This is a genomic window from Geodermatophilus sp. SYSU D00814, from assembly GCF_054050055.1.
Genome location: NZ_JBJGYP010000004.1, coordinates 32,430 through 55,405, shown reverse-complemented (window position 1 = coordinate 55,405; position 22,976 = coordinate 32,430). Strand labels below are relative to the sequence as shown.

The following is a 22,976-nucleotide window of genomic DNA, read 5'->3' as shown; positions in this document are numbered from 1 at the left end:
CGGGACGGCACGCGGCACCTGCGCGGGCCGACGATCCCTGGAGGCTCCCGTGACCGCTCTGCTGCACGACGCGCTGGGCCGGGGTGGACCGAGCCTCGTCCGCCGGACCAGGGCGCTGTTCCTGCTGCTGGCGCTGACGTCGCTGGCCGTCGCGGTCGCCACCTCGCTGCCCGGCTCGTCCGCCCCGGCCGCCGGCCTGCTGCTCGCCTCGGCGGGCGTGATGGTCCTGGCCTGGGTCCACCGCTACCGCCACGGGGACGAGGTCACCCGGCTGTGCTGGCTGGAGTGCCTGGTCGCGGCGGGCTTCCTGCTCGCCTGCTCGAACCCGGTCACCGGTGTCGGCGTGCTCATGGCGCTGGTGTGGTTCCGGGCCCTGTTCGGCACCACGCTGCACGTCGCCTGCTACGGGATCGGCCTGTCGGCGGCCCTGGCCGTCGCGGTGCTGCTGTGGGACTCCGTGCCCTGGCACACCGGCGCGCTGCCGGCCGCGATGCTCGCCGCCGCGCTGCCCGGCGTGGTCCTGACCACCGTCGTGGCGCGGCACCTGGCGGTGGGCGTCGTCGAGCGCGACCGGGCCCACCGGTGCGGCACCCTGCTGGCCGAGCTGGCCGCCGACCTGCTGGCGGCCGACGACCTCGACCGCGTCGTCGACGCCGGGTGGCGGGCGCTCGGGGACCTCTGCCGCGTCGTGCCCGGTGGCCGGGCGGTCGCCGTCGGCACCGACGACCGCGTCGTCGGCTCGGTCGGGGAGTTCGCCGCCGTGCCGGACGTCCTCGCCGTCCCGGGCACCGCGGTGCTGAGCGGGTCCCCGGTCGAGGACCCCGCCGTGCTCGACGCGGTGGCCGGCACCCCGGCCCGGTGGTGGGCCTTCCCGCACCGCGGCCTGCCGGGTCGCTTCTACCTGGGGGCGCCCGGCGGGCTCCCCGACGACGTGGTCGCCGCCGCCGCCCGGCTGCGGGACAAGATGGCCCTGGCCATCAGCAGCGTCACCCGCCAGCAGGAGCTGGTCGTGCAGGCCTCCACCGACCCGCTGACCGGCCTGCCCAACCGCACGGCGTTCACCGCCGCGCTGGCCGAGACCGTCGCCGGCCTGCACCCCGACGGCGAGCCCGCGTGGATGCTGTTCGTCGACCTCGACGACTTCAAGACCGTCAACGACAACCGCGGGCACGGCACCGGCGACCGGCTGCTGCGGGCGATCGCCGGGCGGCTGTCGGCGTCCCTCCGCGACGGCGACCTGTTCGCGCGGCTGGGCGGCGACGAGTTCGCCGTGCTGCTGCCGCGGGCGAGCGAGCAGACCGCCGTCGACGTCGCCGAGCGCCTGGTCGAGCTCTCCGGCCTGCCGGTGGAGCTCGACGGGCGGCCGGCGCAGGTCGGCGCCAGCGTCGGGATCGCGTGCGCCCGCCCGGGCCTGACCGCCGAGCTGGTGGTGCAGCACGCCGACCTGGCGCTGTACGCCGCCAAGCGCCACGGCAAGGGCCGGGTGCACCGGTTCACCCCCGACCTGCTGGCCGCCGACGACGACGCCGCGCTCGCCGCGGAGCTGCGCGTCGCCCTCGCCGAGGGGCAGCTCGAGGTGCTGTACCAGCCGATCGTGGCCACCGCCGACGGCCGCTGCACCGCGGTGGAGGCGCTGGTCCGCTGGCGGCACCCCGAGCGGGGCCTGCTCTCGCCGGCCACCTTCCTCGGCGTCGCCGAGGCCCGCGGGCTGATCGTCCCGGTGGGCGCGCAGGTGCTCGCCCGGGCGTGCGCCGACGTCGCCTCCTGGTACGACGCCGGGCGGCCCGTCGCCGTGCACGTCAACGCCTCGGCCGCCCAGCTGTCCGCGCCGGGCGTGGTCGCCGACGTCACCCGCAACCTCGTCGAGCAGGGGCTGGCCGCCGACCGGCTGGTCATCGAGGTCACCGAGTCCTCCGCCCTGGACACCCCCGCGGTGCGCGCCGCGCTGCAGGAGCTCGACGGCCTCGGCGTCGGGATCGCCATCGACGACTTCGGCACCGGGTACGCGGCGCTGACCGCGCTGCGCGAGCTGCCCGTCGACGTCGTCAAGATCGACAAGTCGTTCGTCACCGGCGCCGCCACCTCGGTCGCGGACGAGGCCGTCGTCTACGCGATCGTGGAGATGGCCCACCGGCTGGGCCTGGAGACCGTGGCCGAGGGCGTGGAGACCGCGGAGCAGGAGCACTTCGCCGGCGCCGTGGGGGCGACCAGCGTCCAGGGCTACCTGCACGGGCGGCCCATGACGGCGGCCGACCTCACCGCCTGGCTGGCCGCCCGCGCGCCGGTGCCGGTGGCGTAGCCGGCCGCGGCGGCGCCGTCCCGGGAGGACGACGCCGCCGCGGACGTCCCGGGCCGCTCAGTCGCCGGCGGGCCGCTCCGGTGCGGTGCCGTCCCGGCCGGGGCCGCGGTCGGGGACCGTGCTCTCCACCCGGTCGCTGACCCGCTGCTCCAGGTCGGCCAGCCGCTCGTCGGCCTCCTCCTGGGTCAGGCGCCCGTCGGTGACGGCCTGCGCGATCCGCTCCTGCTCGGCGACGACCAGCGCCTGCACCAGCGTGTCGAGGGCCACGCCCCGGTCCTCGGCGACCTGCGCGAGCGTCGCGCCGTCGGCCTCCAGCGCGGTGCGGAGGTCGTCCTCGCTCGTGCCGAGGGCCTCGGCGGCCGTCGCCAGGTCCGGGCCCCTCCCGGCGTGCCCTCCGCCGGGCCCCGGGTCCGCCTCGCCCAGCGTGGTGGCCACCTCGTCGGCCTGCTCCGAGGTGAGCGAGCCGTCCTCGACGAGGTCGGCCAGCGCGTCCCGGATGCGCTCCACCCGGGACGACGACGCGTCCCCTGTGTCGCCGGTGTCGGCCATGGCCGGCACGGCCACGGCCAGGCCGGTGAGGGTCAGCGCACCGGTGGTGGCGGCGATGACCAGCTTCTTGCGCACGTGTGCTCCTCGTCCCGGGTCGGCGTCTCCGACCGTCGCCCCACCGTGCGGGGACAGCCTGTCAACGCACTGGCAGCGGAGAGTGACGTCCCTGTGGACCGGGCGGCCGGCTCGACGACGACGGGGCGTCCCCGTCCGCGGGTGGGTAGGGCCGCCGGCATGCCGTTGCACCCGCAGACCGACGCCGAGCCCGCGCTGTCCGAGATCGCCGACGCGATCCGGCGAGCCCTGGCGACCGGCCCGGCGTGACGCCCCTCAGCCGGCCAGCTCGACCACCACGGGGGCGTGGTCGCTGGCGCCCTTGCCCTTGCGCTCCTCGCGGTCGATCAGCGCGCCGGTCACCCGGCCGGCCAGCGTCGGGGAGGCCAGCGTGAAGTCGATCCGCATGCCCTCGCGGCGGGGGAAGCGCAGCTGGGTGTAGTCCCAGTACGTGTAGACCCCGGGGCCCGGCGCCAGGGGCCGGACGACGTCGGCGTACCCGGCGTCGACCACGGCGCGGAACGCGGCCCGCTCCGGCTCGGACACGTGCGTGGAGTGCGCGAAGACGCTCGTGTCCCACACGTCGTCGTCCTGCGGGGCGATGTTCCAGTCGCCGACCAGGGCCACCTGCGCGGCGGGGTCGGCGGCCAGCCAGCCGCCGGCGGCGGTGCGCAGCGCGGCGAGCCACGCCAGCTTGTAGTCGTAGTGCGGGTCGCCCAGCTGCCGGCCGTTGGGGACGTACAGGCTCCACACCCGCACCCCGCCGCAGGTGGCGCCCAGGGCGCGCGCCTCCGCGGCGGGCTCGGCACCCTCCTTGGCCGCCCACGTCGGCATGCCGGGGAAGCCGACCTCGACGTCGGCCAGCCCGACCCGGGAGACGACGGCCACGCCGTTCCACTGCGAGTACCCGACGTGGGCGACCTCGTAGCCGAGCTCGCGGAAGCGCTCCTCGGGGAACTGGTCGTCGCGGCACTTGGTCTCCTGCAGCGCCAGGACGTCGACGTCGCGGCGCTGCAGCCAGGCGACCACCCGGTCGACCCGCGAGCGGATGGAGTTCACGTTCCACGTGGCGAGGCGCACGACCCCCGAGCCTAGGAGCGGGCGGTCCTCCCGGCTCCCGCGCCCGGGTCGCTGCTCACCCACCGCACACCTGCGACGACGCTCCGGACCGGCCCGGCTGCGGGGGAGACGCAGCTCACCCCGCGTCGGGTGGCTCCGGCCCCCACCGGGTACGAGAGGCCCGTGCGGACGTGTCGCGAGTGGGATCATGGGCGGATGACCGTGGCCCGGACGAGTGGAGCCGACGGGAGCGGGCCCGGCCCGTCCCGGGTGCGCCTGTGACCGACGACTCCGACCTCACCCGCCCCATCGGCGACAAGCCGGCGCTGCCTCCCGTGCCGCCCGGCAGCCGGGGGAGCAGCCGCCGGCACGAACGCGCGGGCTCGCGGTCGCTGGCCTCCGTCCTCGGCCTGACCGCGCTCAACGCCCTCGTCCCCGGTACCGCCTTCCTCGCCACGGGACGGCGCCGGATCGGTGCCCTCGTGCTCCTGGTCGCCGCGCTGCTCGTGGCCGGCGGTGTGTGGCTGGCCACGGGAGGCCGGCGCACCGCGGTGCGCCTGGCCGTCGACACCAACCAGCTGGCCTGGCTGGTCGGCGGCATCGCCGTGCTCGCCCTGGCCTGGATCGTGGTGATCGTGACCGGCTACCGGGCGCTGCTGCCCCGCCGCAGCAGCCGCCCCCGGCTCCTGGTGGGCGCGGTGCTGGTCGCCGCGCTGGTGGCGGCCGTGGCCTACCCGGCCTACCGGGTCGGCACGGTGGCCGTGGCCCAGCGCGGTCTGCTCGACGGCGTCTTCGCCAGCGACCGCCGGTCGGCCACCGTCATCGACACCCCCGACCCCTTCGGGGACAAGGAGCGGGTGAACGTCCTGCTGCTCGGCGGCGACGGCGGTGAGGGGCGCGAGGGCGTGCGCACCGACACCGTCATCGTGGCCAGCATCGAGACCGCGACCGGCGAGACGACGCTGTTCAGCCTCCCGCGCAACCTGGAGGACCTGCCCTTCCCGGCCGACAGCCCGCTGGCCGCCCTCTACCCCGACGGCTTCGAGTCCGGCAGCGAGAGCGAGAGCCTGCTCAACGCGGTGTACCGCAACGGCCCCACCGACCACCCCGACGTCCTCGGGCCGACCGACGACCCGGGGGCCGACTGGCTCAAGCTCGGCGTCGGGGAGGCCCTCGGCCTGCCCATCGACTACTTCGTGCTGGTCAACCTCGACGGGTTCAGCCGGCTGGTCGACGCCCTGGGCGGCATCACGGTCGACGTCAACTACTACGTGCCCATCAACGGCGAGCCGACGCTGGGCATCCTCCCCGACGGCTACATCGCCCCCGGCCCGGACCAGCACATGGACGGCGCGACGGCGCTGCACTTCGCGCGCGGCCGCTTCGGCCTGAGCGACTACGACCGCATGGCCCGGCAGCGCTGCACGATCGACGCGATCATCGAGGCGGCCGACCCGATCACCCTGCTCGAGCAGTACCAGGAGCTCGCGGCCACCACGCAGGACATCGTCAGCACCGACATCCCGCGCGCGGCCCTCGACGACTTCGTCGACCTCGCCTTCCTCGTCAAGGACGCCGAGGTGCGCAGCGTCGTCTTCGACACCAGCCTGATCGACCCGGCCTACCCCGACTACGACCGGATGCGGCAGATCGTCCAGGAGACGCTGACCGACACCCCGGCACCCGCGCCCGCCCCCGCGCCGGGGACGAACGCCGCGGGGGACGTGCCCGACGGGTCGCCGCCGCAGCCGCAGGAGGGTGCGCCGCCGGCCTCCGACGTCGCCGACGCCTGCGCCTACGACCCCGCGCAGGCGCAGGCCGCGCTCGCCGAGGGCGAGCCGCCGACCCGCGAGGGCTGACGCCGCCGGAGGGCCTGCAGCTACTACTGTGAGAGAACTCTTGTGCGTGCGCACGCATCTGGTTATGCTGTGTGCGCACGCACGCACCTGACCGAGAGGACCCCGATGTCCACCCTCCTGCACGTCTCCGCCTCGCCCCGCGGCGCCGCCTCCGAGTCCCGCGCCCTCGCCGCGACCTTCCTCGACGCCTTCGCCGAGACGCACCCCGACGTCCCGGTCGAGACCCTCGACCTCTGGGACGGCACGCTGCCCGCCTTCGGGCCCGCGGCCGTCGAGGCCAAGATGGCCGTCTTCGCCGGCCGGGAGCCGACGGGGGAGGGGGCGGCGGCCTGGCAGGCGGTCGAGGCGACCTTCCGGTGGTTCGACTCCGCCGACCGCTACCTGTTCAGCGTCCCCATGTGGAACGCCGGCGTGCCCTACGTCCTCAAGCAGTTCATCGACGTCGTCAGCCAGCCCGGCATGCTCTTCGGCTTCGACCCGGTGACCGGCTACCGCGGCCTGCTGACCGGCAAGCGGGCCGCCGTCGTCTACACCAGCGCCGTCTACGGGCCCGAGCGTGGACCGGCCTTCGGGTCGGACTTCCAGAGCACCTTCTTCGCCGACTGGCTGCGCTGGGCAGGGATCGAGGACGTCACCGAGATCCACCTGCGCCCCGACCTCGTCGCCGACGACGTCGACGTCCGGCGGGCGCTCGCCCACGCCCAGGCCCGCGACGCCGGCAAGGCGTTCTGAGCCCGCGGGTCAGGTGCGGGGCGGCTCCTCGGCCGCGAGCACCCGGCCCAGGGCGCGGGTCAGGACGGCGACCTCCTCGTCGTCGAGGTGGGCGGTGAAGTGCTCCTCGATGCCGGCGAGGTAGGCCGGGGCGGCGGCGCGCAGCCGCTCCCGGCCCTCGTCGGTGAGGACGGCGAACAGCGAGCGGCGGTCCTCCGGGTTGGGCTCCCGGTGGACCAGGCCCGCCCGCTGCAGCTCGTCGACGACCCGGCTGACCCGCTCCCGGCTGAGCACCACCCGGCTGCCCAGCTCGCTCATCCGCAGCCGCCGGCCGGGGGCCGCGTTGAGCTCGAGCAGCACGTCGTACCAGGCCAGCGGCAGCTGGTGGGCGGCCAGCGCCCGCTCCAGCCGGGGGAGGACGGCGGCGTGGACCCGCAGCAGCAGCGCCCACGGGAGCACGCGGTCCCCCGGCTCCGGCACGGGAGGACCCTAGGCCATGTCCGGCCCGGCGCCGGCTCAGCCGGCCGGGGCGCTCGCGATCTGCAGCAGGTTGCCGCAGGTGTCGTCGAAGACGGCGGTGGTCACCGGCCCCATCTCCAGGGGCTCCTGGGTGAACCGCACGCCGAGGGCCTTGAGCCGGGCGGTCTCGGCGTGCACGTCGGCCACGGTGAAGGACGTGTAGGGGATGCCGTCGGCCACGAGCGCCTCCTTCCACGGCCGCGCCGCCGGGTGGCCGTCGGGCTCGAGCACCAGCTCGACGCCGTCGGGCGCCTCGGGCGAGACGACGGTCAGCCAGCGGTGCTCGCCCATCGGGATCTCGGTCTTCTTCACGAAGCCGAGCACCTCGGTGTAGAAGCGCAGCGCCTCGTCCTGGTCGTCGACCAGCACGCTGGTCAGGGTGATCCGCACGGGCCCTCCTCCGTGTCCAGCCGCCACCGCTCGACGATGGCGCGCAGGGGCGAGGTGTCCAGGTGGTGGAACTTGTAGCGCCCCTCCCGACGGGTCCGCACCAGGCCCGCCTGCTCGAGGACCTCCAGGTGCTGGGAGACGGCCTGGCGTGACGAACCCACCCCGTGGCGCTGGACCAGCCGGGTGCACAGCTCGAACAACGTCTGGCCGTCCCGCTCCTGCAGCTCGTCGAGCAGAGCGCGCCGGGTCGGGTCGGCGAGGGCCCGGAACACGTCGCCCACGTCGGGACGATACGCAAGCTGGTGCTTGCCTGTCGAGTCCCGGCGCGCCGGCTGCGGGCGTCTGGTTGGCTCGACGGCAGGCCGCGGCGGGGCGCCGGGCCGGGAGCGGAGGCGAGATGGCAGGCGGTCCGGCACCACGGGACGACGACGGGCGGTCGCGGCGCCGGCGGCTGGTGGCGCTGCTCGTCCTCGGCGTCGGCGTCGTGCTGCTCGTGTCCGCGTCGACGTGGTTCGTCGGTCAGCGCGGCGGCGTCGGGGCGGCCCAGCTGTCCGTGGGCGTCCTCCTGCTCGCCGTGAGCGCGTTCCTGTTCGGGCGCTCCCGTCCCCGCTGAGGGCCGGATCCGCTGAGACCGCCGTCCGGTTGCCGCCCCGGGGTGAGGCGCACCACACTCCGGGAGGATCGGCGGTCCCCAGGACGGAGGAAGCGCGTGAAGCTGGACAAGCAGGAGCTGGTGCGGGTGCTGCGCACCGAGGGCGACAACGACACGGCCGACAAGGTCGAGGCGCAGCTGCCCGACCACATCGACACCGACCGGGACGGCGACGCGCTGGCCGGCGTGGGACTCGATCGCACGCAGCTGATGGCCAAGCTCGCCGGCGGGGGGTTCGGCTCGAGCCTCACGCCCTGACCCGGGCACGCGACGGGGCCGGCACCACGCGGTGCCGGCCCCGTCGTCGTCGTGCTCAGCCCACGTAGGGGCGCTCGCGGGCGAGCTCCTCCTTGGCCACCGACCGCAGGTGCACCGCGTCGGGCCCGTCGGCGATGCGCAGCGTGCGGGCCGCGGCGTAGAAGCGGGCCAGCGGGGTGTCGCCGCTGACGCCGGCGCCGCCGTGCACCTGGATGGACCGGTCGATGACGTCGCAGGCGACGTTGGGCGCGATCACCTTGATGGCGGCGATCTCGGTGCGGGCGCCCTTCGCCCCGTACTTGTCGATCAGGTCGGCGGTGCGCAGCACGAGCAGCCGGGCCTGGTCGATCTCCATCCGCGAGCGGGCGATGGTCTCCCGGACCGTGCCCTGCTCGGCCAGCGGGCGGCCGAAGGCGACCCGCTTCTGCGCGCGGTCGACCATGAGCGTCAGCGCCCGCTCGGCCATGCCGATCGCGCGCATGCAGTGGTGGATGCGACCGGGACCGAGCCGGGCCTGGGCGATCATGAAGCCGTCGCCCTCGCCGGCCAGCAGGTTCGACGCCGGGACGCGGACGTCGGTCAGCCGCAGCTCGGAGTGCCCGTGCTGGTCCTGGTACCCGAACACCGGCAGGTGGCGCAGGATCTCCAGTCCGGGGGTGTCCCGCGGCACGAGGATCATCGACTGCTGCCGGTGCGGAGCGCCCTCGGGGTCGGTCTTGCCCATGACGATGAAGATCTGGCAGCGCTCGTCGGCGGCCCCGCTGGTCCACCACTTGCGGCCGTTGATCACGTACTCGTCGCCGTCGCGCACGATCGAGGTCTGGATGTTGCGGGCGTCGGAGGAGGCGACGTCGGGCTCGGTCATGGCGAAGGCCGACCGGATCTCGCCCTCGAGCAGCGGCTCGAGCCAGCGCTGCTTCTGCTCGGGCGTCCCGAACATCATCAGCGTCTCCATGTTGCCGGTGTCCGGGGCGCCGCAGTTGGTCACCTCGGGCGCGATCACCGGCGACCAGCCCATGATCTCGGCGACCGAGGCGTACTCGAGGTTGGTCAGCCCCCCGAGCTCGTGGTGGAAGAGGTTCCACAGGCCCCGGGCGCGGGCCTCCTTCTTGAGGTCCTCGAGGACCGGCGGGTGGGCGTGGTCGTCGTGGCCGCGGGCGGCCCGCCACTCCTCGTAGACGGTCTCGGCGGGGAAGACCTGCTCACGCATGAAGTCCCACATCCGGCCGCAGACGTCCTCGGCTCGGGCGGAGAGGGCGAAGTCCATGTCCCGGAAGGTAGACCGCTGCGTGACCGGCGTCGCACCGGGGGGCGCAGGGAACGGCAGGAGCCGGGCCCCCGCCGAGGTGGCGGGGACCCGGCTCCGGGAGCGGTACCGGAACGGCCCTCGGTTACGCGCGGGCGGGGCGGGCGGTGCGGTCGTTGACCGGGCCCAGAGCCATCACCAGGCCGATGACGGCCGTGGCGACGTGCAACACGTTGTCCGCCGCGTTGATGTTGAGGAAGTCCCAGTCCTGGCCGATCGCGACCAGGCCGTAGACGAAGGCCGCGCCGTAGCCGATCGCGAGCAGCCAGCCGTACGTGCGGGCGCCGGCCAGCGTGCGCGACAGGGCGATCCCGGCCACGCCGATCACGATGTGCACGACGTTGTGCAGCGGGTTGATCATGAAGACGAGGAGCATGTCCTCGTTGCCGTCGGTGCGGTTGCTGGCGAAGCCGTCGAAGCCGGTGATGAAGAAACCGACGATGCCGACCAGGAGGTAGACCACCCCGAAGACGAGTGCGAGCGTCTGGGGCCAGGTCATCCCCTGCCGCGCGCCGGTGTTGCCAGTGGTAGCCATGGTGTCCGTCTCCTCGCGTGCGTCGCGCTCGCCGTCCTGGCGGGCGCTGGTCCGGCGGTACCCGGCGGGAACGGGCCGGCAACGACCACCCCCCCATCAGGGGAGGGTCGTTACCGGATCGTCACCGATCGGATCCCGTGCACCCGGTCTTCGCAGGGAGTGGCCGTCGCGGTTCGCCCCTCCCCCGGCCGGGGGAGGGGCGAGGCCGTCAGGGACGCGGTGTGGGACGCGGTGTGGGACGCGGCCGGCGGACGACGAAGGGCCCGATGGCGAGCAGGTCGACCGGCGCGGAGCCGAAGCACTCCAGGGCGTCGCGCGGGTCGTCGACCATCGGCCGCCCGGCGGTGTTCAGGCTGGTGTTGACCACCACCGGCAACCCGGTGCGCCGCTCGAAGGCCGCGATCATCCGGTGCACCAGCGGCTCGGTCTGCGGGTCGATGGTCTGGATGCGCGCGGTGCCGTCGACGTGGGTGACCGTGGGGATGCGGTCGCGCCACTCCTCGGCGACGTCGTGCACGAAGAGCATGTAGGGCGAGGGGATCGGGCCGCGGCCGAAGATCTCCGGCGCCCGCTCCAGCAGCACCATCGGCGCGACCGGGCGGAACTGCTCGCGGCCCTTGACGTCGTTCATCCGCTCGAGGTTCGCCTCGAAGCCGGGGTGCGCCAGCAGCGACCGGTGCCCGAGTGCGCGGGGGCCGTACTCGCTGCGGCCCTGGAACCAGGCGACGATGCCGTTGTCGGCGAGGACCTCAGCGACCGCCTCGGCGACGTCGTCGGGCCGCTCGTAGTCGATGGCCGCGGTCTGCAGCCACCGCTCGATCTCGTCGTCGTCCCAGCCGCGGCCCAGCGCCGCACCGGGCATGGGCTCGGTGCGCTCGCCCAGCTCGTGCGCGACGTGCAGGGCGCTGCCCAGCGCGGTGCCGGCGTCGCCGGCGGCCGGCTGCACCCAGACCTCCTCGAAGGGGGTCTCGGCCAGGATGCGGGTGTTGGCCACGCAGTTGAGCGCGACGCCGCCGGCCATGGTCAGCGTCTTCTCGCCGGTCTGCTCGTACACCCAGCGGGCGAGGTCGACGAGCACCTCCTCCAGCCGGGTCTGCACGCTGGCGGCGAGGTCGGCGTGCGCCTCGGTCCAGTCGTCGCCCTTGCCGAGGCGGGGCGCGAACTCGGTGAAGTCGATCCGCTCGGTGACGAACCCGCCGTCGCCGGTGGGCCGGATCAGCTCGGACAGCTCGCCGAGGAAGCGCGGCTTGCCGTAGGAGGCCATCGCCATGACCTTGAACTCGTCGGAGCTGCGCAGGAAGCCGAGGTGGTCGGTGAGCTCCTCGTACATGAGCCCGAGGGAGTGCGGCAGCGCCTGCCCGGCGAGGACCTCCAGCTGCCCGTCGACGTAGCGGCCGGCCAGGTGGCTGTGCGCCTCGCCGCGGCCGTCGAGCACCAGGACGGCGTTGTCCCGCTGAGGAGCGGCCTTGCCCGCGGAGGCCGCGTGCGCGACGTGGTGCTTGACGAAGCGGACCTTCGCCGGGTCGAGGCCGGGCAGCGCGTGCGCGAGGAAGTCCGGCGCCATCTCGGCGTACTTCTTGCGCATCGTGTCGCCGTCGTCGAACAGGCCGGAGTCCTCCGGGGTGCCCATGAGCGCGGGGTCGAAGGAGTAGGCGACGGCGTCGAGCTCCTCCGGGCGGATGCCGGCCTCCCGCAGGCACCACGCGGCCGACAGCTCGGGCAGCTCCCAGGCGCTCCAGGGCAGGGGGCGCTTGCCGTGCTTGCGCCGGCTGAAGCGCTCCTCCTCGGCCGCGGCCACGACCCGCCCGTCGACGACGAGCGCCGCGGCGGGGTCGTGGTAGATGGCGTTGATGCCGAGGACCTTCACGAGCGCACTCCTCCCGCCCGGGCGCCGCGCCCGGGTCCTCGGGTGATCATCGCCGCGGTGCGGCCGCCCCGCAGGGCGAGCACCCGACGGGGTGGCGGATCGCCGGGTCAGAGCGGCGGCCGCCGGCTGGTCCAGTCCGTCGCCGACTCGTACGCCTGGCCCACGCGCAGCACCCCGGGCTCGTCGAAGGGCCGGCCGATGACCTGCAGGCCGATCGGGAGCCCGGCGGAGGTGAACCCGCAGGGCACCGACAGCGCCGGCAGGCCGGTCACGTTGCCGGGGGCCGAGTGGCCGACCCAGGCGTCGATCACCGACTTCCGGGCGCCGCTGGGGAAGGTGAAGCCCTCCTGGCCCACCTGGGCCGCGGCGGTCGGCAGGGTGGGGCAGACCAGCGCGTCGAGGCCCTCGAAGGTGCGGCGGAACTCCTGCTGCACCAGCGTGCGCACGCGCAGGGCCTTGATGTACTGCGTGGCGAGCACCGTCTCCCCGGCCTCGAGGAGCACCCGCACGTCGGTGGTGTACCGCTCGCCGGACTCCCGGAGCATCTCCTGGTGGTAGGCGCTGGCCTCGGGGATGACGATGCCGAACTCGACGGCCATCATCTGGCCGGCGTAGGGGATCTCCACCTCCCGCAGCCGCGCGCCCTGGGCCTCGAGGACGGCGATCGCCTCCCGGACGGCCGCCTCCACCTCGGGGTCGACGTCGTCGAAGAAGTAGGTGGTCGGCACGCCGAGGGTCAGGCCGCCGACCCCGGCGTCGAGGTCGCGGGTGTAGTCGGGCACCGGCTCCTGGACCGACCCCGGGTCGCGGGCGTCGAAGCCGGCGACGGCCTGCAGGGCCAGGGCGGCGTCGCGCACGGTCCGCGTGAGGGGCCCGGCGTGGTCCAGCGACCAGCACAGCGACGTGATGCCGGCGCGGGAGACCCGGCCGAAGGTGGGCTTGAGGCCGACGGTGCCGCACACCGACGCCGGGATGCGGATCGACCCGCCCGTGTCGGTGCCCATCCCCAGCAGGCACTCCCCGGCGGCCACCGCGGCGCCGGACCCGCCGCTGGAGCCACCCGGCACGCACCCGGTGTCCCAGGGGTTGCGGGTCGTCGGGGTGAGCACGCCGTAGGCGAACTCGTGGGTGTGCGTCTTGCCGACCACGACCGCGCCGGCGTCGCGGAGCCGGGCCACGCAGGCGGAGTCCTCCGTCGGCTGGTGGTCGGCGCGGACCGCGGAGCTCGACGTCGTCGGCAGGCCCACGGCGTCGTAGAGGTCCTTGATGCCCACGGGGATGCCGTGCAGCGGCCCGCGGTACCCGCCGCCGGCGATCTCCCGCTCGGCCCGGCGGGCCGCCTCCAGCGCCTGCTCGGCGGTCACGACGACGAAGGCGCCCAGCCGGTCCTCGACCTGCTCGATGCGGTCGAGCGCGGACTGCACGAGCTCGACCGGGGACAGCCTCCGCTGCTCGATCTGCCGGGCGGCCTCGGCGATGCTCAGCTCGTGGGGCTGCACTCCCTCACCGCCACCGCGCGTCGAACGCCGAGGCCGGCGGGGTCTCCCCGACCGCGACGTCGTCGAGGCTGTCGTAGAGCCCCAGGACCATCGTCACGGCCGGACCGGCCGCGGCCCGCCGGTCGTCGGTGAGGTCCAGGCGGGCGTGGGCGAGCAGCTGGTCGAGGACCTCGTCGCCGAGCGGCGACCGTGGTGTCGAGGCCACGGGGCCACCTCCTCCGGTCGGGGTGTGTGGTGGCCCACAGCATGCCCGGGTCCCGGGCCGGCGGCTCCTCCTCAACCGCCGCGGACCCGCAGCAGGTCGTGGGCCTCGACCGCCCGGAGCGCGAGGGTCTTGTAGCCGACCTCCTCGAACAGCACGACGACGCGGTCGTCCTCCACCCGCATCACCACGCCGGGGCCCCACTCGGTGTGCTCCACCGGGGTCTCGGGCGCGAACGGGGTGTCGGCGTCGGCGCCGGAGGGCTGCTCGTGCGAGGTGCCCGCCGAGCAGGTGTCGCAGTTGCCGCACGGCTCCTCGAGCTGCTCGCCGAAGTAGCCGAGCAGGTACTGGCGGCGGCACCCGGTGGTCTCGGCGTAGCCGCGCATCATCTCCACGCGGCTCTGGTCCACCCGCTCGTGGTGCTCGGCCAGCTCGCGGGCCGCGGCGGCGGCCTGGCCGGGGGAGGGGGCGCCGTCGGCGGGGTGGGCCGCGCCCTCGTCGTCGAGGACGACGGCCGACACCTGCTCGAGCAGGTTGAGGTCGCGGGCCAGCGGCGTGGCGCCCCGGCCGGTCTCCTCGCGCAGCTGCCTGACGTCGACGCCGTCCTCGAGGCCGGCCGCCGGTGCGGCGGCGACCAGGCCGGCCACCTGCTGCAGCTCCTCCTCGGCGGGGGCGCCCGCGGCGAAGAACCGCCGCAGCCCGAGGTCCTCCTGCCGGTACACGAGGACGGCGAGCGCCGCCTGCCCGTCGCGGCCCGCACGGCCGATCTCCTGGTAGTAGCTGTCGATCGAGTCGGCCGGCTCGGCGTGCACGACGAACCGGGTGCCGGGCTTGTCGATGCCCATGCCGAAGGCGGTGGTGGCCACCACGACGTCGAGCTCGTCCTCCATCCACGCGCGCTGGGTGTCCTCGCGCTCGCTCTTCTTGAGGCCCGCGTGGTACGGCCGGGCGCGCAGGCCGCGCTCGACGAGGGCGTCGGCGAGGTCGGTGGTGCCCTTGCGGGTGGCGCTGTAGACGATGCCCGGGCCGCGGCCGGCCTCGACCTCCCCGGCGGCGCGGTCGAGCACGGCGGTGCGCTTGGCGTGCGCGTCGGCGTGGTGGTCGACCTCGAGGCGGATCTCGGGGCGGTCGAAGCCGGCGACGACGACCTCGGGGTCGCGCATCGCCAGGCGCTCGACGATCTCGGCGCGCACCGGCGGCGCGGCGGTCGCGGTCAGCGCGAGCACCGTGGGGTGGTCCAGCTGCTCGACGACCTGGCCCAGCCGCAGGTAGTCGGGCCGGAAGTCGTGCCCCCAGGCGGAGACGCAGTGCGCCTCGTCGACGACGAACAGCGCGGGGGAGGCCTCGCGGACCGCGTGCACGACCTCGGGCTTGGCGAGCTGCTCCGGGGCGAGGAACAGGTAGCGGACCGTTCCCTCCGCCAGCCCCTGCAGCGCCGCGTGCTGCTCGCCGGCCGACAGGCTGGAGTTGAGCTGGGCGGCCCGGCCGGCCTCCTCGCCGAGCTCGGCGAGCCGCTCGACCTGGTCGCGCTGCAGGGCGATGAGCGGGGAGACGATGACCACCGGGCCGTCGAGCAGCTGCCCGGCCACCTGGTAGACGGCGCTCTTGCCGGCGCCCGAGGGCAGCACCGCGAGCGTGTCGCGGCCGGCCAGCACGGCCTGCATGGCGCGCTCCTGGCCGGGGCGGAACTCGTCGTAGCCGAGGACGTCGCGGGCCGTCTCGCGCAGCCGGCGGGTGCGGACCGAGGCAGAGCCGCCGGCGGGGTTCTCGCGAGGGGTGCGTGACACCGGGTGCCGCTGCCCGGGCGCCGAGATCGGCAAACGGTGCGCAGGTGGCCGGGCGCGCTCCCGCCGGGGCACCTCACCGCAGGTGGGCGCGGCGCGAGCCGACGTCGGCGGAGTCCGCGGCCGCCCGCCCGGCCTGCCAGCCGGCGCCGTCGACGGACGAGCGGCCGCGGCTGCTGCGCACGCGGGGGAACATCTCGGTGAACGCGTCGTCGACGGCCTCCTGCCTCGATCGCAGGACCGGCCGCAGGTCCACGCCCTGCTCCTCCGCGGCCGCCCGCGTGGCCCGCTCGCGGGCGTCGGTCAGCCGCTCGCCGATCCGTCCGGCGTAGCCGAGCAGGAACGCCCGCCGGAAGGACCGGGACGCCGACCGCCGGCCCGCCGCGCGCTCGGCCGCGGTGAGCGCCTGACCCACCTGCAGCAGCAGCGAGGTGAACAGCAGCTCCACCGCGTCGAGGTCGGCGGCGATCCCGACCAGGGTGGCGATGCCCAGGTCCCGGTACCAGACCAGCCGGACCCCGTTGGCGTCGGCGACCGCGCCGAGCAGCTGCACCTTGGCCTGCACGTACGGGTCGTCGACGTGCACGCGGCGGGTGGTCACGTCGGAGCGGGCGGCGGGCCGGTCCGCCACGAGGACGGTGTCGACGGCGTGCCGGGTCATCAGCTCCTGCGCCTTCGCGGTCAGCGCCTCGGCCTCCTCCGAGTACTCCGTGGACTCCGCCTTCGCCAGCAGTGCGCGGATGCGGCGCAGCACCCGCGCGTCGTCCGGGCCGGACGCCGTCTCCCGCCGGGCGGCCGGTCCCCACCGCGAGGGCGGCGGGACGAGCACGTCGAGGAGCGCCGTGGACCGCAGCAGCCCGGCCAGCCGCAGCACGATCCGCCACGCGTCCGCGGGCGACCTGCTCTCGCGGCGCGCCCAGGCGCCCACGACCGCGGGGTCGCCCGCGGACGGCGTCCCGAGCTCGCGCAGCTGGTCGAGCCAGGTCTGCGGTGCGCGCGCCGCCGCGTCGGTGCGCCGCGCGTGCTCGGCGACGAGCGCCAGGACCAGCGGCACCGAGGCCGCCGTCACCTGCGCGCGGGCGGCGTGCACCACGTCGGCGGGCTGCCACCCGCGCTCCCACGTGTCGTCCAGGGCGGCGAGCAGCGCGCGCGTGGCGGTCCCGGTGCCGTCGACGTCCGGGTGGCGCGCGGCGAGGGTGGCCGCCAGCTCCGACGCCACGCCGGCGTCGGTGAGCAGGCCGCCGGAGGAGCGGAGGAGGTCGGTGAGCCAGGCGTCGTCGAGCACGGCCCGATGCTCTCCCGCCGCGACGGCGGGTACGCCGGACGCCTGTGGACGGCGGCGCCGCGTCCCCAGGCAGCCCGGAGCCGCCGGGACCGTCGTACCGGCGACTAGGGTCGCCCGGCGTGGGCGCGAGCTACCGGATCGCCGAGGCCGCGACGCTGCTCGGCGTCAGCGACGACACGGTCCGCCGGTGGATCGACAGCGGCCGCCTGCCGGCCTCGCGGGTGGGCAGCGGCCCGGCGCACGTCGACGGCGCCGACCTCGCCCGCCTGGCCACCGAGCTGCACGACGCGCCCGAGCCCGGGACGACCCGCGGCTCCTCGGCCCGCAACCGGCTGGCCGGCATCGTCACCCGCGTCGTCCGCGACACCGTGATGGCTCAGGTCGAGATCCAGGCGGGGCCCTTCCGCCTCGTGTCGCTGATGTCCCGCGAGGCGGCCGACGAGCTCGGCCTCGACGTCGGCGTGCGCGCCGTCGCCACCGTCAAGGCGACCCAGGTGAGCGTGGACGTGCCGTGAGACCCCCTGAGCTGCTCCCGGCCGGACCCGACGGCCCGGTTCCTCGGAGAACCTGCGCGTCCTCGCATCCGCACATCCGGATCAGACTCGGCTAGGGTCCCGCAGGCGCGGATCGATCATGGTCCGCCCGGTGGGGAGGAGACCCGATGCGCGTGCGGGGCACGGCGGTGCTGGTGGCGGCGGCCCTGGGGACGCTCACCGCCTGCGGCGGCGGGGACGACGGGGCCGCGGCCACGACGACGTCGGCCGCGGATGATCAGAGCCTCACCGGCACCCTCACCGTCTTCGCCGCCGCCTCGCTCACCGACGTCTTCACCGGCCTCGGGGAGCAGCTGGAGGGCGAGAACCCCGACCTGACCGTGCAGTTCAACTTCGCCGGCAGCTCCGCGCTGGCCACCCAGCTGACCCAGGGCGCCCCGGCCGACGTCTTCGCCTCGGCCAACCCCACGCAGATGGCGGTGGTCACCGACGCCGGCCTCGCCGACGGCGACCCGACCGTGTTCACCGCGAACGTCCTGGAGATCGCCGTCCCCCCGGGGAACCCGGCCGGGATCACCGGCCTGGCCGACTTCGGCCGCGAGGAGCTCGCCTTCGCCGTCTGCGCGCCCGAGGTGCCCTGCGGCGCGGCCGCCGAGGACGTGTTCGCCGCCGCCGGGGTCACGCCGCGCCCCGACACCCAGGAGGAGGACGTGCGCGCGGCGCTGACCAAGGTCGAGCTCGGCGAGGTCGACGCCGCCCTGGTCTACGCCACCGACGTCACCGCCGCCGGCGACGCCGTCGAGGGCATCGCCTTCCCGGAGGCCGAGGACGCGGTCAACGACTACCCGCTGGTCACCCTGGCGGAGGCGCCCAACGCCGACGCCGCGCAGGCCTTCGTCGACCTGGTGCTGTCCGACGAGGGGCAGCAGGCGCTCGAGGCGGCCGGCTTCCGCTCCCCGTGAGGCGGGACCGCACCCCGGCGCCGCTGCTGGTCCCCGCCGCCCTCGCCGTCGCCTTCCTCGTCCTGCCGCTGGCCGGGCTGCTGGTCCGCACGCCGTGGTCGCAGCTGGGCACGCTGCTCACCGCCCCCGGCGTCGGGCAGGCGCTGCGGCTGTCACTGGTCTCGGCCACGCTCGCCACGCTGGTCTCCGTCGTCCTCGGGGTGCCGCTGGCCTGGGTGCTCGCGCGCTCGCGGGCGCGCGGGCGGGCGGTGCTGCGCGCGCTCGTCACCGTGCCCCTGGTGCTGCCCCCGGTGGTCGGCGGTGTCGCGCTGTTCCTGGTGCTGGGCCGCCAGGGGATCGTCGGGCGCTGGCTGGCGGAGGCCACCGGGATCACCATCCCGTTCACCACCACGGCGGTGGTCATCGCCGAGACGTTCGTGGCGATGCCGTTCCTCGTCATCAGCGTCGAGGGCGCGCTGCGGGCCGCCGACGCCCGCTACGAGGACGCCGCCGCCACCCTCGGCGCGGACCGGTGGACCACCTTCCGCCGCGTGACGCTGCCGCTGGTGGCCCCGGGTGTTGCCGCCGGGGCGGTGCTGTGCTGGGCGCGGGCGCTGGGGGAGTTCGGCGCCACGATCACCTTCGCCGGCAACTTCCCCGGGACGACGCAGACGATGCCGCTCGCGGTCTACCTCGCCCTGCAGCGCGACCCGCAGGCGGCGATCGTGCTCTCGCTGGTCCTGCTCGTCGTCTCGGTGGCCACCCTGCTGCTGCTGCGCGACCGCTGGCTGGGCCGGGGCGCGGCCGCGTGACCCTGACCGCGCGGGTCGTCGTCGGCCGGGGTCCGCTCACCGTCGACGTCGCGCTCGACGTCGCCGACGGCGAGGTGCTCGCCGTCCTGGGGCCCAACGGCGCCGGCAAGTCCACGCTGCTGCGGGTCCTGGCCGGCCTGCTGCCGCCCGACGGCGGCCGGGTCGTCGTCGACGGCACGACCTGGGACGACGTCGCCGGCGGGGTGCAGCTGCCCGCCCACCGGCGCCCGCTGGGGATGGTGTTCCAGGACCACCTGCTGTTCCCCCACCTGTCGGTGCTCGACAACGTCGCCTTCGGCCCGCGCACCCGGGGTGCACCGAAGGCGGCCGCGCGCCGGGCGGCGGCGGCGTGGCTGGAGCGGGTCGGCATCGCCGGCCTCGGCGACCGGCGGCCCGGGCAGCTGTCCGGCGGGCAGGCGCAGCGCGCGGCGCTGGCCCGGGCGCTGGTCGGCGACCCGGCGCTGCTCCTGCTCGACGAGCCGCTGTCGGCGCTCGACGCGCGCACCCGCCTCGCCGTCCGCGCCGAGCTGCGCCGCCACCTGGCCGACTTCGCCGGCAGCACCGTGCTGGTCACCCACGACCCGGTCGACGCGATGGCGCTGGCCGACCGCGTGGTGGTGGTCGAGGACGGCGCGGTCGTGCAGGCCGGGGCGCCGGCGGACGTGGCCCGGCACCCGCGCACCGACTACGTCGCCCGCCTGGTCGGGCTCTCGCTGCTGCCCGGCACCGCCGGGGGCCTCACCGTGCGCCTCGACGGCGGGGGAGTGGTCACCGTCGCCGAGCCGGCGCAGGGCCCGGTGCTGGTCGCCGTGCGGCCGGAGTCGGTGGCGCTCTACCCGTCGCGGCCCGAGGGCAGCCCGCGCAACGCCTGGCCCGCGGTCCTGGCGGGCGCGACGCCGCACGGGTCCACGGTGCGCTGCGAGCTCGACGGCGAGGTGCCGCTGCTCGCCGACGTGACCGCGACCGCGTTCGCCGAGCTCGGGCTGGCCCCGGGCTCGCGCGTGTGGGCGGTGGTCAAGGCCTCCGAGATCGCCGTCTACGCCCGCTGAGGGGGGCGTCGATGATCAGGTGGGATCACCCTGCTGCGTCCTGGCTCACCCCCCACGGTGAGCCAGGACGCAGCACGATCAGGTCAACTGATCGTGCGGGGAGGGAGGCTGGGGGCATGAGCACGGTCGCGGGGCTGGTCCTCGCCGCGGGCGGAGGGCGCCGCTACGGCATGCCCAAGGCGCTGGTCGAGTACGGCGGCAGCCTGCTGGTCGAGCGGGCGGTGCGGACGGCGCGGGCGGCGTGCGACCCGGTGCTGGTCGTCCTCGGCGCGCGGGCGGTCGACGTCTGGCGCACCGCCGACCTCGACGGCGCGACCGTGCTGGCCAACCGCGACTGGGAGACCGGCATGGCCTCCAGCCTGCGCACCGGCCTCGACGGCCTGCGCGGCTGGCCGGGCAGGGTCGACGCCGCCCTCGTCACGCTGGTCGACATGCCCGGCATGACAGCAGAGGCGCTGCGCGCGGTGGCCGCGCACGCCGGACCGGCCGCGCTGGCGGTGGCCACCTACGACGGCGTCCGCGGCCACCCGGTGCTGCTGGGCCGGGAGCACTGGGCCGGCGTCGCTGCGACGGCGACCGGCGACGAGGGCGCCCGCCGCTACCTGGCCGCGCACGCCGTCACCGAGGTCGACTGCACCGGCCTGGCCGACCCGGTGGACCTCGACGTGCCACCCGGCGGGGTAGCTTCGGCGCCGTGATCGCCGGGCACCTGATCGCCAGAGTCGTCGACGAGCCGCTGTCGGTCGCCGAGCACGAGCAGGCGGTGGCCGATCCCGGTGCCGGCGCCGTCGTCTCCTTCTGCGGCGTCGTCCGCGACGTCGACGGCGGGCGGTCGGTCACCGAGCTCGAGTACGTCGGCCACCCGACGGCCGAGCAGGTGATCACCGAGCTGGCCCGGGAGTTCGCCGCCCGACCCGAGGTCCGCGCGGTCGCCGTCTCCCACCGCGTGGGGCTGCTGGGCATCGGCGACGTCGCCCTCGCCTGCGCGGTCAGCGCCGCCCACCGCGGCGAGGCGTTCCGCGCCTGCGCCGAGCTGGTCGACGAGGTCAAGAAGCGGCTGCCCATCTGGAAGCGGCAGGTCTTCGCCGACGGCGAGGAGGAGTGGGTCGCCTGCCCCTGAGGCGGCAGGTCACCACACGGTCGCGGCCCGGCCGGGTGTCTTGACCGGCGGCCGACCCCGTGGCACAACAGGCGCCGGGGCTCCAAGGGCGGGGCGCGGTCTCCCGGCGACCCCTCGACAGCGTGAGGACGGGAGCGGCGTTCCGGTGCACGCTCAGCGCGACCCCGTCCTCGAGGCGATGCCCCTGGGCTACGTCGCCGTCGACCGCGACTGGCGGATCACCTACGTCAACGGCGAGGGCGAGGCCGTCCTCGGCCGGACGTGGGACCAGCTGGTCGGCGCCTGCTACTGGCGGTCGTTCCCGTTCGCCGTCGACACCGAGTTCGGGCGCACCTACCGCGAGGTGGTGGCCACCGGCCGGGCCCGCACCGTCGAGGCGTTCTACCCCGAGCCGCTCGACCGCTGGTTCGAGGTGCGCGCCGTGCCGCGGACCGACGGGCTGGCCCTGTACTTCTCCGAGGTCACCGCACGCCGCACCGCGCAGGACCGGCTGTCGCTGCTGGCCCGGGTCGGGGCCGAGCTGACCGGCACGCTCGACCTCACCGAGGCGGTCCGCCGCATCCCCCGGCTGGTCGTGCCCGAGCTCGGCGAGGCCTGCCTGCTCACCGTCCTCGACGACGACGGCCGCCCCCGCGACCTCGGCTCCTGGCACGGCGACCCGGCCCGCCGCGACCTGCTGCACCGCTACGCCGCCGTCCGGCTGCCCGGCATGCCGTCGGCCGCGCCGGTGGTGCGGGCGCTGGGCGGGGAGACGGTGGAGGCCGACGGCGCCGACGTCCTCGCGGCCATCCACGACGACGAGGCCCGCGACCTCTACGCGCAGCTGGGCGCCCCGGCGGTGCTCGCTGTGCCGCTGCCCGGCCGCGACCGGGTCATCGGCGCGCTCACCTTCCTCTCCGGCGGGCGCAACGGCTCGCGCGTCGACCCGCTCACCGCCCGCGAGGTCGCCGGCCGGGCGGGGCTGGCCCTGGACAACGCCCGGCTGTTCGCCCGCCAGCGGCAGCTGGCCGAGGCGCTGCAGCGCAGCCTGCTCACGACCCCCCGCGGCTCCCGGCTGGGCCGGCTGGCGGTGCGCTACACCCCGGCGGCCGAGGCCGCCCGCGTGGGCGGGGACTGGTACGACGCCTTCGCCCAGCCGGCCGGGGCGACGACGCTGGTCATCGGCGACGTCGTCGGGCACGACACCGCGGCCGCCGCGGCGATGGGCCAACTGCGCTCGCTGCTGCGCGGCATCGCCGCCTACAGCGACGCGGGCCCGGCCGAGGTGCTGCGCGGGCTGGACCGCGCCATGGACACCCTCGCGGTCGACACCTATGCCACCGCCGCGGTGGCCCGCTTCGAGCAGACGCCGGAGGAGGCCGCGGCCGGCCGGACCCGGCTGTGCTGGTCCAGCGCCGGGCACCTGCCGCCGCTGGTCCTCGACCCCGCCGGGCGGCTGCTCGAGCTGCCCGCCGCGCCGGTCGACCTGCTCCTCGGCGTCGACCCCGCCAGCCCGCGGCACGAGAGCGGGCTGGTGCTGGAGCGGGGCAGCACGGTGCTGCTGCACACCGACGGCCTCGTCGAGCGCCGCGGCGTCGCCCTCGACACCGGGCTGGCCCGGCTGGCCGACGCGGTCTCGGACCTGGCCGGGCGGCCGCTCGGCGAGCTGTGCGACGAGGTGATCGAGCGGCTCGTGCACGGCCGCCCGGAGGACGACGTCGCCCTGGTGGCCCTGCGCCTCGGGGACTGAGCC

At 75.8% G+C, this 22,976-nt stretch carries 24 protein-coding genes and 1 pseudogene; 13 read left to right on the top strand and 12 right to left on the bottom strand.

Annotated features, from left to right (window positions below):
- The first annotated feature begins 49 nt into the window (after nt 1–49).
- Nucleotides 50–2,299 carry a putative bifunctional diguanylate cyclase/phosphodiesterase gene (locus tag ACI780_RS04140; RefSeq protein WP_457000962.1) on the top strand — a complete coding sequence of 750 codons (2,250 nt, stop codon included), beginning with the start codon at nt 50–52 and terminating at the stop codon, nt 2,297–2,299.
- 57 nt (nt 2,300–2,356) lie between these two features.
- On the opposite strand, the gene ACI780_RS04135 is transcribed toward ACI780_RS04140, so the two are convergent.
- Nucleotides 2,357–2,923 (bottom strand): hypothetical protein, encoded by a 567-nt coding sequence (locus ACI780_RS04135; protein WP_457000960.1) that lies wholly within the window; start codon nt 2,921–2,923, stop codon nt 2,357–2,359.
- Between the two features lie 255 nt (nt 2,924–3,178).
- On the bottom strand, nt 3,179–3,982 hold the full coding sequence (locus tag ACI780_RS04130) for an exodeoxyribonuclease III (RefSeq protein ID WP_457000958.1): 804 nt from the start codon (nt 3,980–3,982) through the stop codon (nt 3,179–3,181).
- A 257-nt stretch (nt 3,983–4,239) separates the two neighbouring features.
- Here ACI780_RS04130 and ACI780_RS04125 point away from each other — a divergent pair, with 257 nt between their 5' ends.
- Complete coding sequence (locus ACI780_RS04125; RefSeq protein WP_456871665.1) at nt 4,240–5,820, top strand: LCP family protein; 1,581 nt, start codon at nt 4,240–4,242, stop codon at nt 5,818–5,820.
- Nucleotides 5,821–5,925: 105 nt separating this feature from the next.
- Nucleotides 5,926–6,552, top strand: a complete 627-nt coding sequence (locus tag ACI780_RS04120; RefSeq protein ID WP_456871666.1) for an FMN-dependent NADH-azoreductase — start codon at nt 5,926–5,928, stop codon at nt 6,550–6,552.
- 9 nt (nt 6,553–6,561) lie between these two features.
- On the opposite strand, the gene ACI780_RS04115 is transcribed toward ACI780_RS04120, so the two are convergent.
- Genes ACI780_RS04115 through ACI780_RS04105 form a run of 3 tightly spaced genes read right to left on the bottom strand, consistent with a single transcriptional unit; the run spans nt 6,562 to nt 7,721 of the window.
- A complete protein-coding gene (locus ACI780_RS04115) occupies nt 6,562–7,011 on the bottom strand; it encodes a MarR family winged helix-turn-helix transcriptional regulator (protein WP_456871667.1) in 450 nt (149 codons plus the stop codon).
- 36 nt (nt 7,012–7,047) lie between these two features.
- Entirely contained in the window at nt 7,048–7,440 is a 393-nt protein-coding gene (locus ACI780_RS04110) for a VOC family protein (protein ID WP_456871668.1), read from the bottom strand.
- Nucleotides 7,425–7,721 carry an ArsR/SmtB family transcription factor gene (locus tag ACI780_RS04105; protein WP_457000955.1) on the bottom strand — a complete coding sequence of 99 codons (297 nt, stop codon included), beginning with the start codon at nt 7,719–7,721 and terminating at the stop codon, nt 7,425–7,427. The genes ACI780_RS04110 and ACI780_RS04105 overlap by 16 nt, the downstream gene beginning before the upstream one ends.
- Nucleotides 7,722–7,837: 116 nt before the next feature.
- Between ACI780_RS04105 and ACI780_RS04100 the strand changes: the two genes are divergently transcribed.
- Together ACI780_RS04100 and ACI780_RS04095 are read left to right on the top strand one after the other, a co-directional pair.
- Nucleotides 7,838–8,053: a hypothetical protein gene (locus ACI780_RS04100; protein ID WP_456871670.1), complete on the top strand. Its 216-nt coding sequence runs from the start codon at nt 7,838–7,840 to the stop codon at nt 8,051–8,053.
- Between the two features lie 96 nt (nt 8,054–8,149).
- A complete protein-coding gene (locus ACI780_RS04095; RefSeq protein WP_456871671.1) occupies nt 8,150–8,350 on the top strand; it encodes a hypothetical protein in 201 nt (66 codons plus the stop codon).
- Nucleotides 8,351–8,405: 55 nt separating this feature from the next.
- Here the strand turns inward: ACI780_RS04095 and ACI780_RS04090 are convergent, their stop codons facing one another.
- From ACI780_RS04090 to ACI780_RS04060, 7 genes are all read right to left on the bottom strand, one after another.
- Complete coding sequence (locus ACI780_RS04090; RefSeq protein ID WP_456871672.1) at nt 8,406–9,617, bottom strand: acyl-CoA dehydrogenase family protein; 1,212 nt, start codon at nt 9,615–9,617, stop codon at nt 8,406–8,408.
- A gap of 124 nt (nt 9,618–9,741) precedes the next feature.
- A complete protein-coding gene (locus tag ACI780_RS04085) occupies nt 9,742–10,191 on the bottom strand; it encodes a DUF4383 domain-containing protein (RefSeq protein ID WP_457000952.1) in 450 nt (149 codons plus the stop codon).
- Nucleotides 10,192–10,399: 208 nt separating this feature from the next.
- Nucleotides 10,400–12,058: a carbamoyltransferase family protein gene (locus ACI780_RS04080; RefSeq protein ID WP_456871674.1), complete on the bottom strand. Its 1,659-nt coding sequence runs from the start codon at nt 12,056–12,058 to the stop codon at nt 10,400–10,402.
- 107 nt (nt 12,059–12,165) lie between these two features.
- Nucleotides 12,166–13,557 carry an amidase gene (locus tag ACI780_RS04075; RefSeq protein ID WP_457000949.1) on the bottom strand — a complete coding sequence of 464 codons (1,392 nt, stop codon included), beginning with the start codon at nt 13,555–13,557 and terminating at the stop codon, nt 12,166–12,168.
- A 4-nt stretch (nt 13,558–13,561) separates the two neighbouring features.
- Entirely contained in the window at nt 13,562–13,762 is a 201-nt protein-coding gene (locus ACI780_RS04070) for a hypothetical protein (RefSeq protein ID WP_456871676.1), read from the bottom strand.
- A gap of 71 nt (nt 13,763–13,833) precedes the next feature.
- The gene (locus tag ACI780_RS04065; RefSeq protein ID WP_457000947.1) at nt 13,834–15,546 is read right to left on the bottom strand and encodes a RecQ family ATP-dependent DNA helicase; all 1,713 of its coding nucleotides are present in this window, start codon (nt 15,544–15,546) and stop codon (nt 13,834–13,836) included.
- A 73-nt stretch (nt 15,547–15,619) separates the two neighbouring features.
- Nucleotides 15,620–16,828, bottom strand: a complete 1,209-nt coding sequence (locus tag ACI780_RS04060; protein ID WP_457000945.1) for a DUF2786 domain-containing protein — start codon at nt 16,826–16,828, stop codon at nt 15,620–15,622.
- A gap of 119 nt (nt 16,829–16,947) precedes the next feature.
- Between ACI780_RS04060 and ACI780_RS04055 the strand changes: the two genes are divergently transcribed.
- The 8 genes and pseudogenes from ACI780_RS04055 to ACI780_RS04020 all read left to right on the top strand — a co-directional run bounded on the left by ACI780_RS04055 (nt 16,948) and on the right by ACI780_RS04020 (nt 22,973).
- Nucleotides 16,948–17,343: a TOBE domain-containing protein gene (locus ACI780_RS04055; protein ID WP_456871679.1), complete on the top strand. Its 396-nt coding sequence runs from the start codon at nt 16,948–16,950 to the stop codon at nt 17,341–17,343.
- A 146-nt stretch (nt 17,344–17,489) separates the two neighbouring features.
- On the top strand, nt 17,490–18,284 hold the full coding sequence (gene modA / locus ACI780_RS04050) for a molybdate ABC transporter substrate-binding protein (protein ID WP_457000942.1): 795 nt from the start codon (nt 17,490–17,492) through the stop codon (nt 18,282–18,284).
- Complete coding sequence (locus ACI780_RS04045; protein ID WP_456871681.1) at nt 18,281–19,075, top strand: ABC transporter permease; 795 nt, start codon at nt 18,281–18,283, stop codon at nt 19,073–19,075. Before modA ends, ACI780_RS04045 begins: the two co-directional genes overlap by 4 nt.
- A 29-nt stretch (nt 19,076–19,104) precedes the next feature.
- Nucleotides 19,105–19,548: pseudogene (locus ACI780_RS04040) on the top strand (ATP-binding cassette domain-containing protein); the annotation flags it as partial.
- A 120-nt stretch (nt 19,549–19,668) separates the two neighbouring features.
- Complete coding sequence (locus ACI780_RS04035) at nt 19,669–20,124, top strand: TOBE domain-containing protein (RefSeq protein ID WP_457001148.1); 456 nt, start codon at nt 19,669–19,671, stop codon at nt 20,122–20,124.
- 116 nt (nt 20,125–20,240) lie between these two features.
- The gene (locus ACI780_RS04030; protein ID WP_456871682.1) at nt 20,241–20,822 is read left to right on the top strand and encodes a nucleotidyltransferase family protein; all 582 of its coding nucleotides are present in this window, start codon (nt 20,241–20,243) and stop codon (nt 20,820–20,822) included.
- The gene (locus ACI780_RS04025; protein WP_456871683.1) at nt 20,819–21,244 is read left to right on the top strand and encodes a molybdenum cofactor biosynthesis protein MoaE; all 426 of its coding nucleotides are present in this window, start codon (nt 20,819–20,821) and stop codon (nt 21,242–21,244) included. Before ACI780_RS04030 ends, ACI780_RS04025 begins: the two co-directional genes overlap by 4 nt.
- Nucleotides 21,245–21,389: 145 nt before the next feature.
- Nucleotides 21,390–22,973 (top strand): SpoIIE family protein phosphatase, encoded by a 1,584-nt coding sequence (locus ACI780_RS04020; RefSeq protein WP_457000939.1) that lies wholly within the window; start codon nt 21,390–21,392, stop codon nt 22,971–22,973.
- Nucleotides 22,974–22,976: the final 3 nt, after the last annotated feature.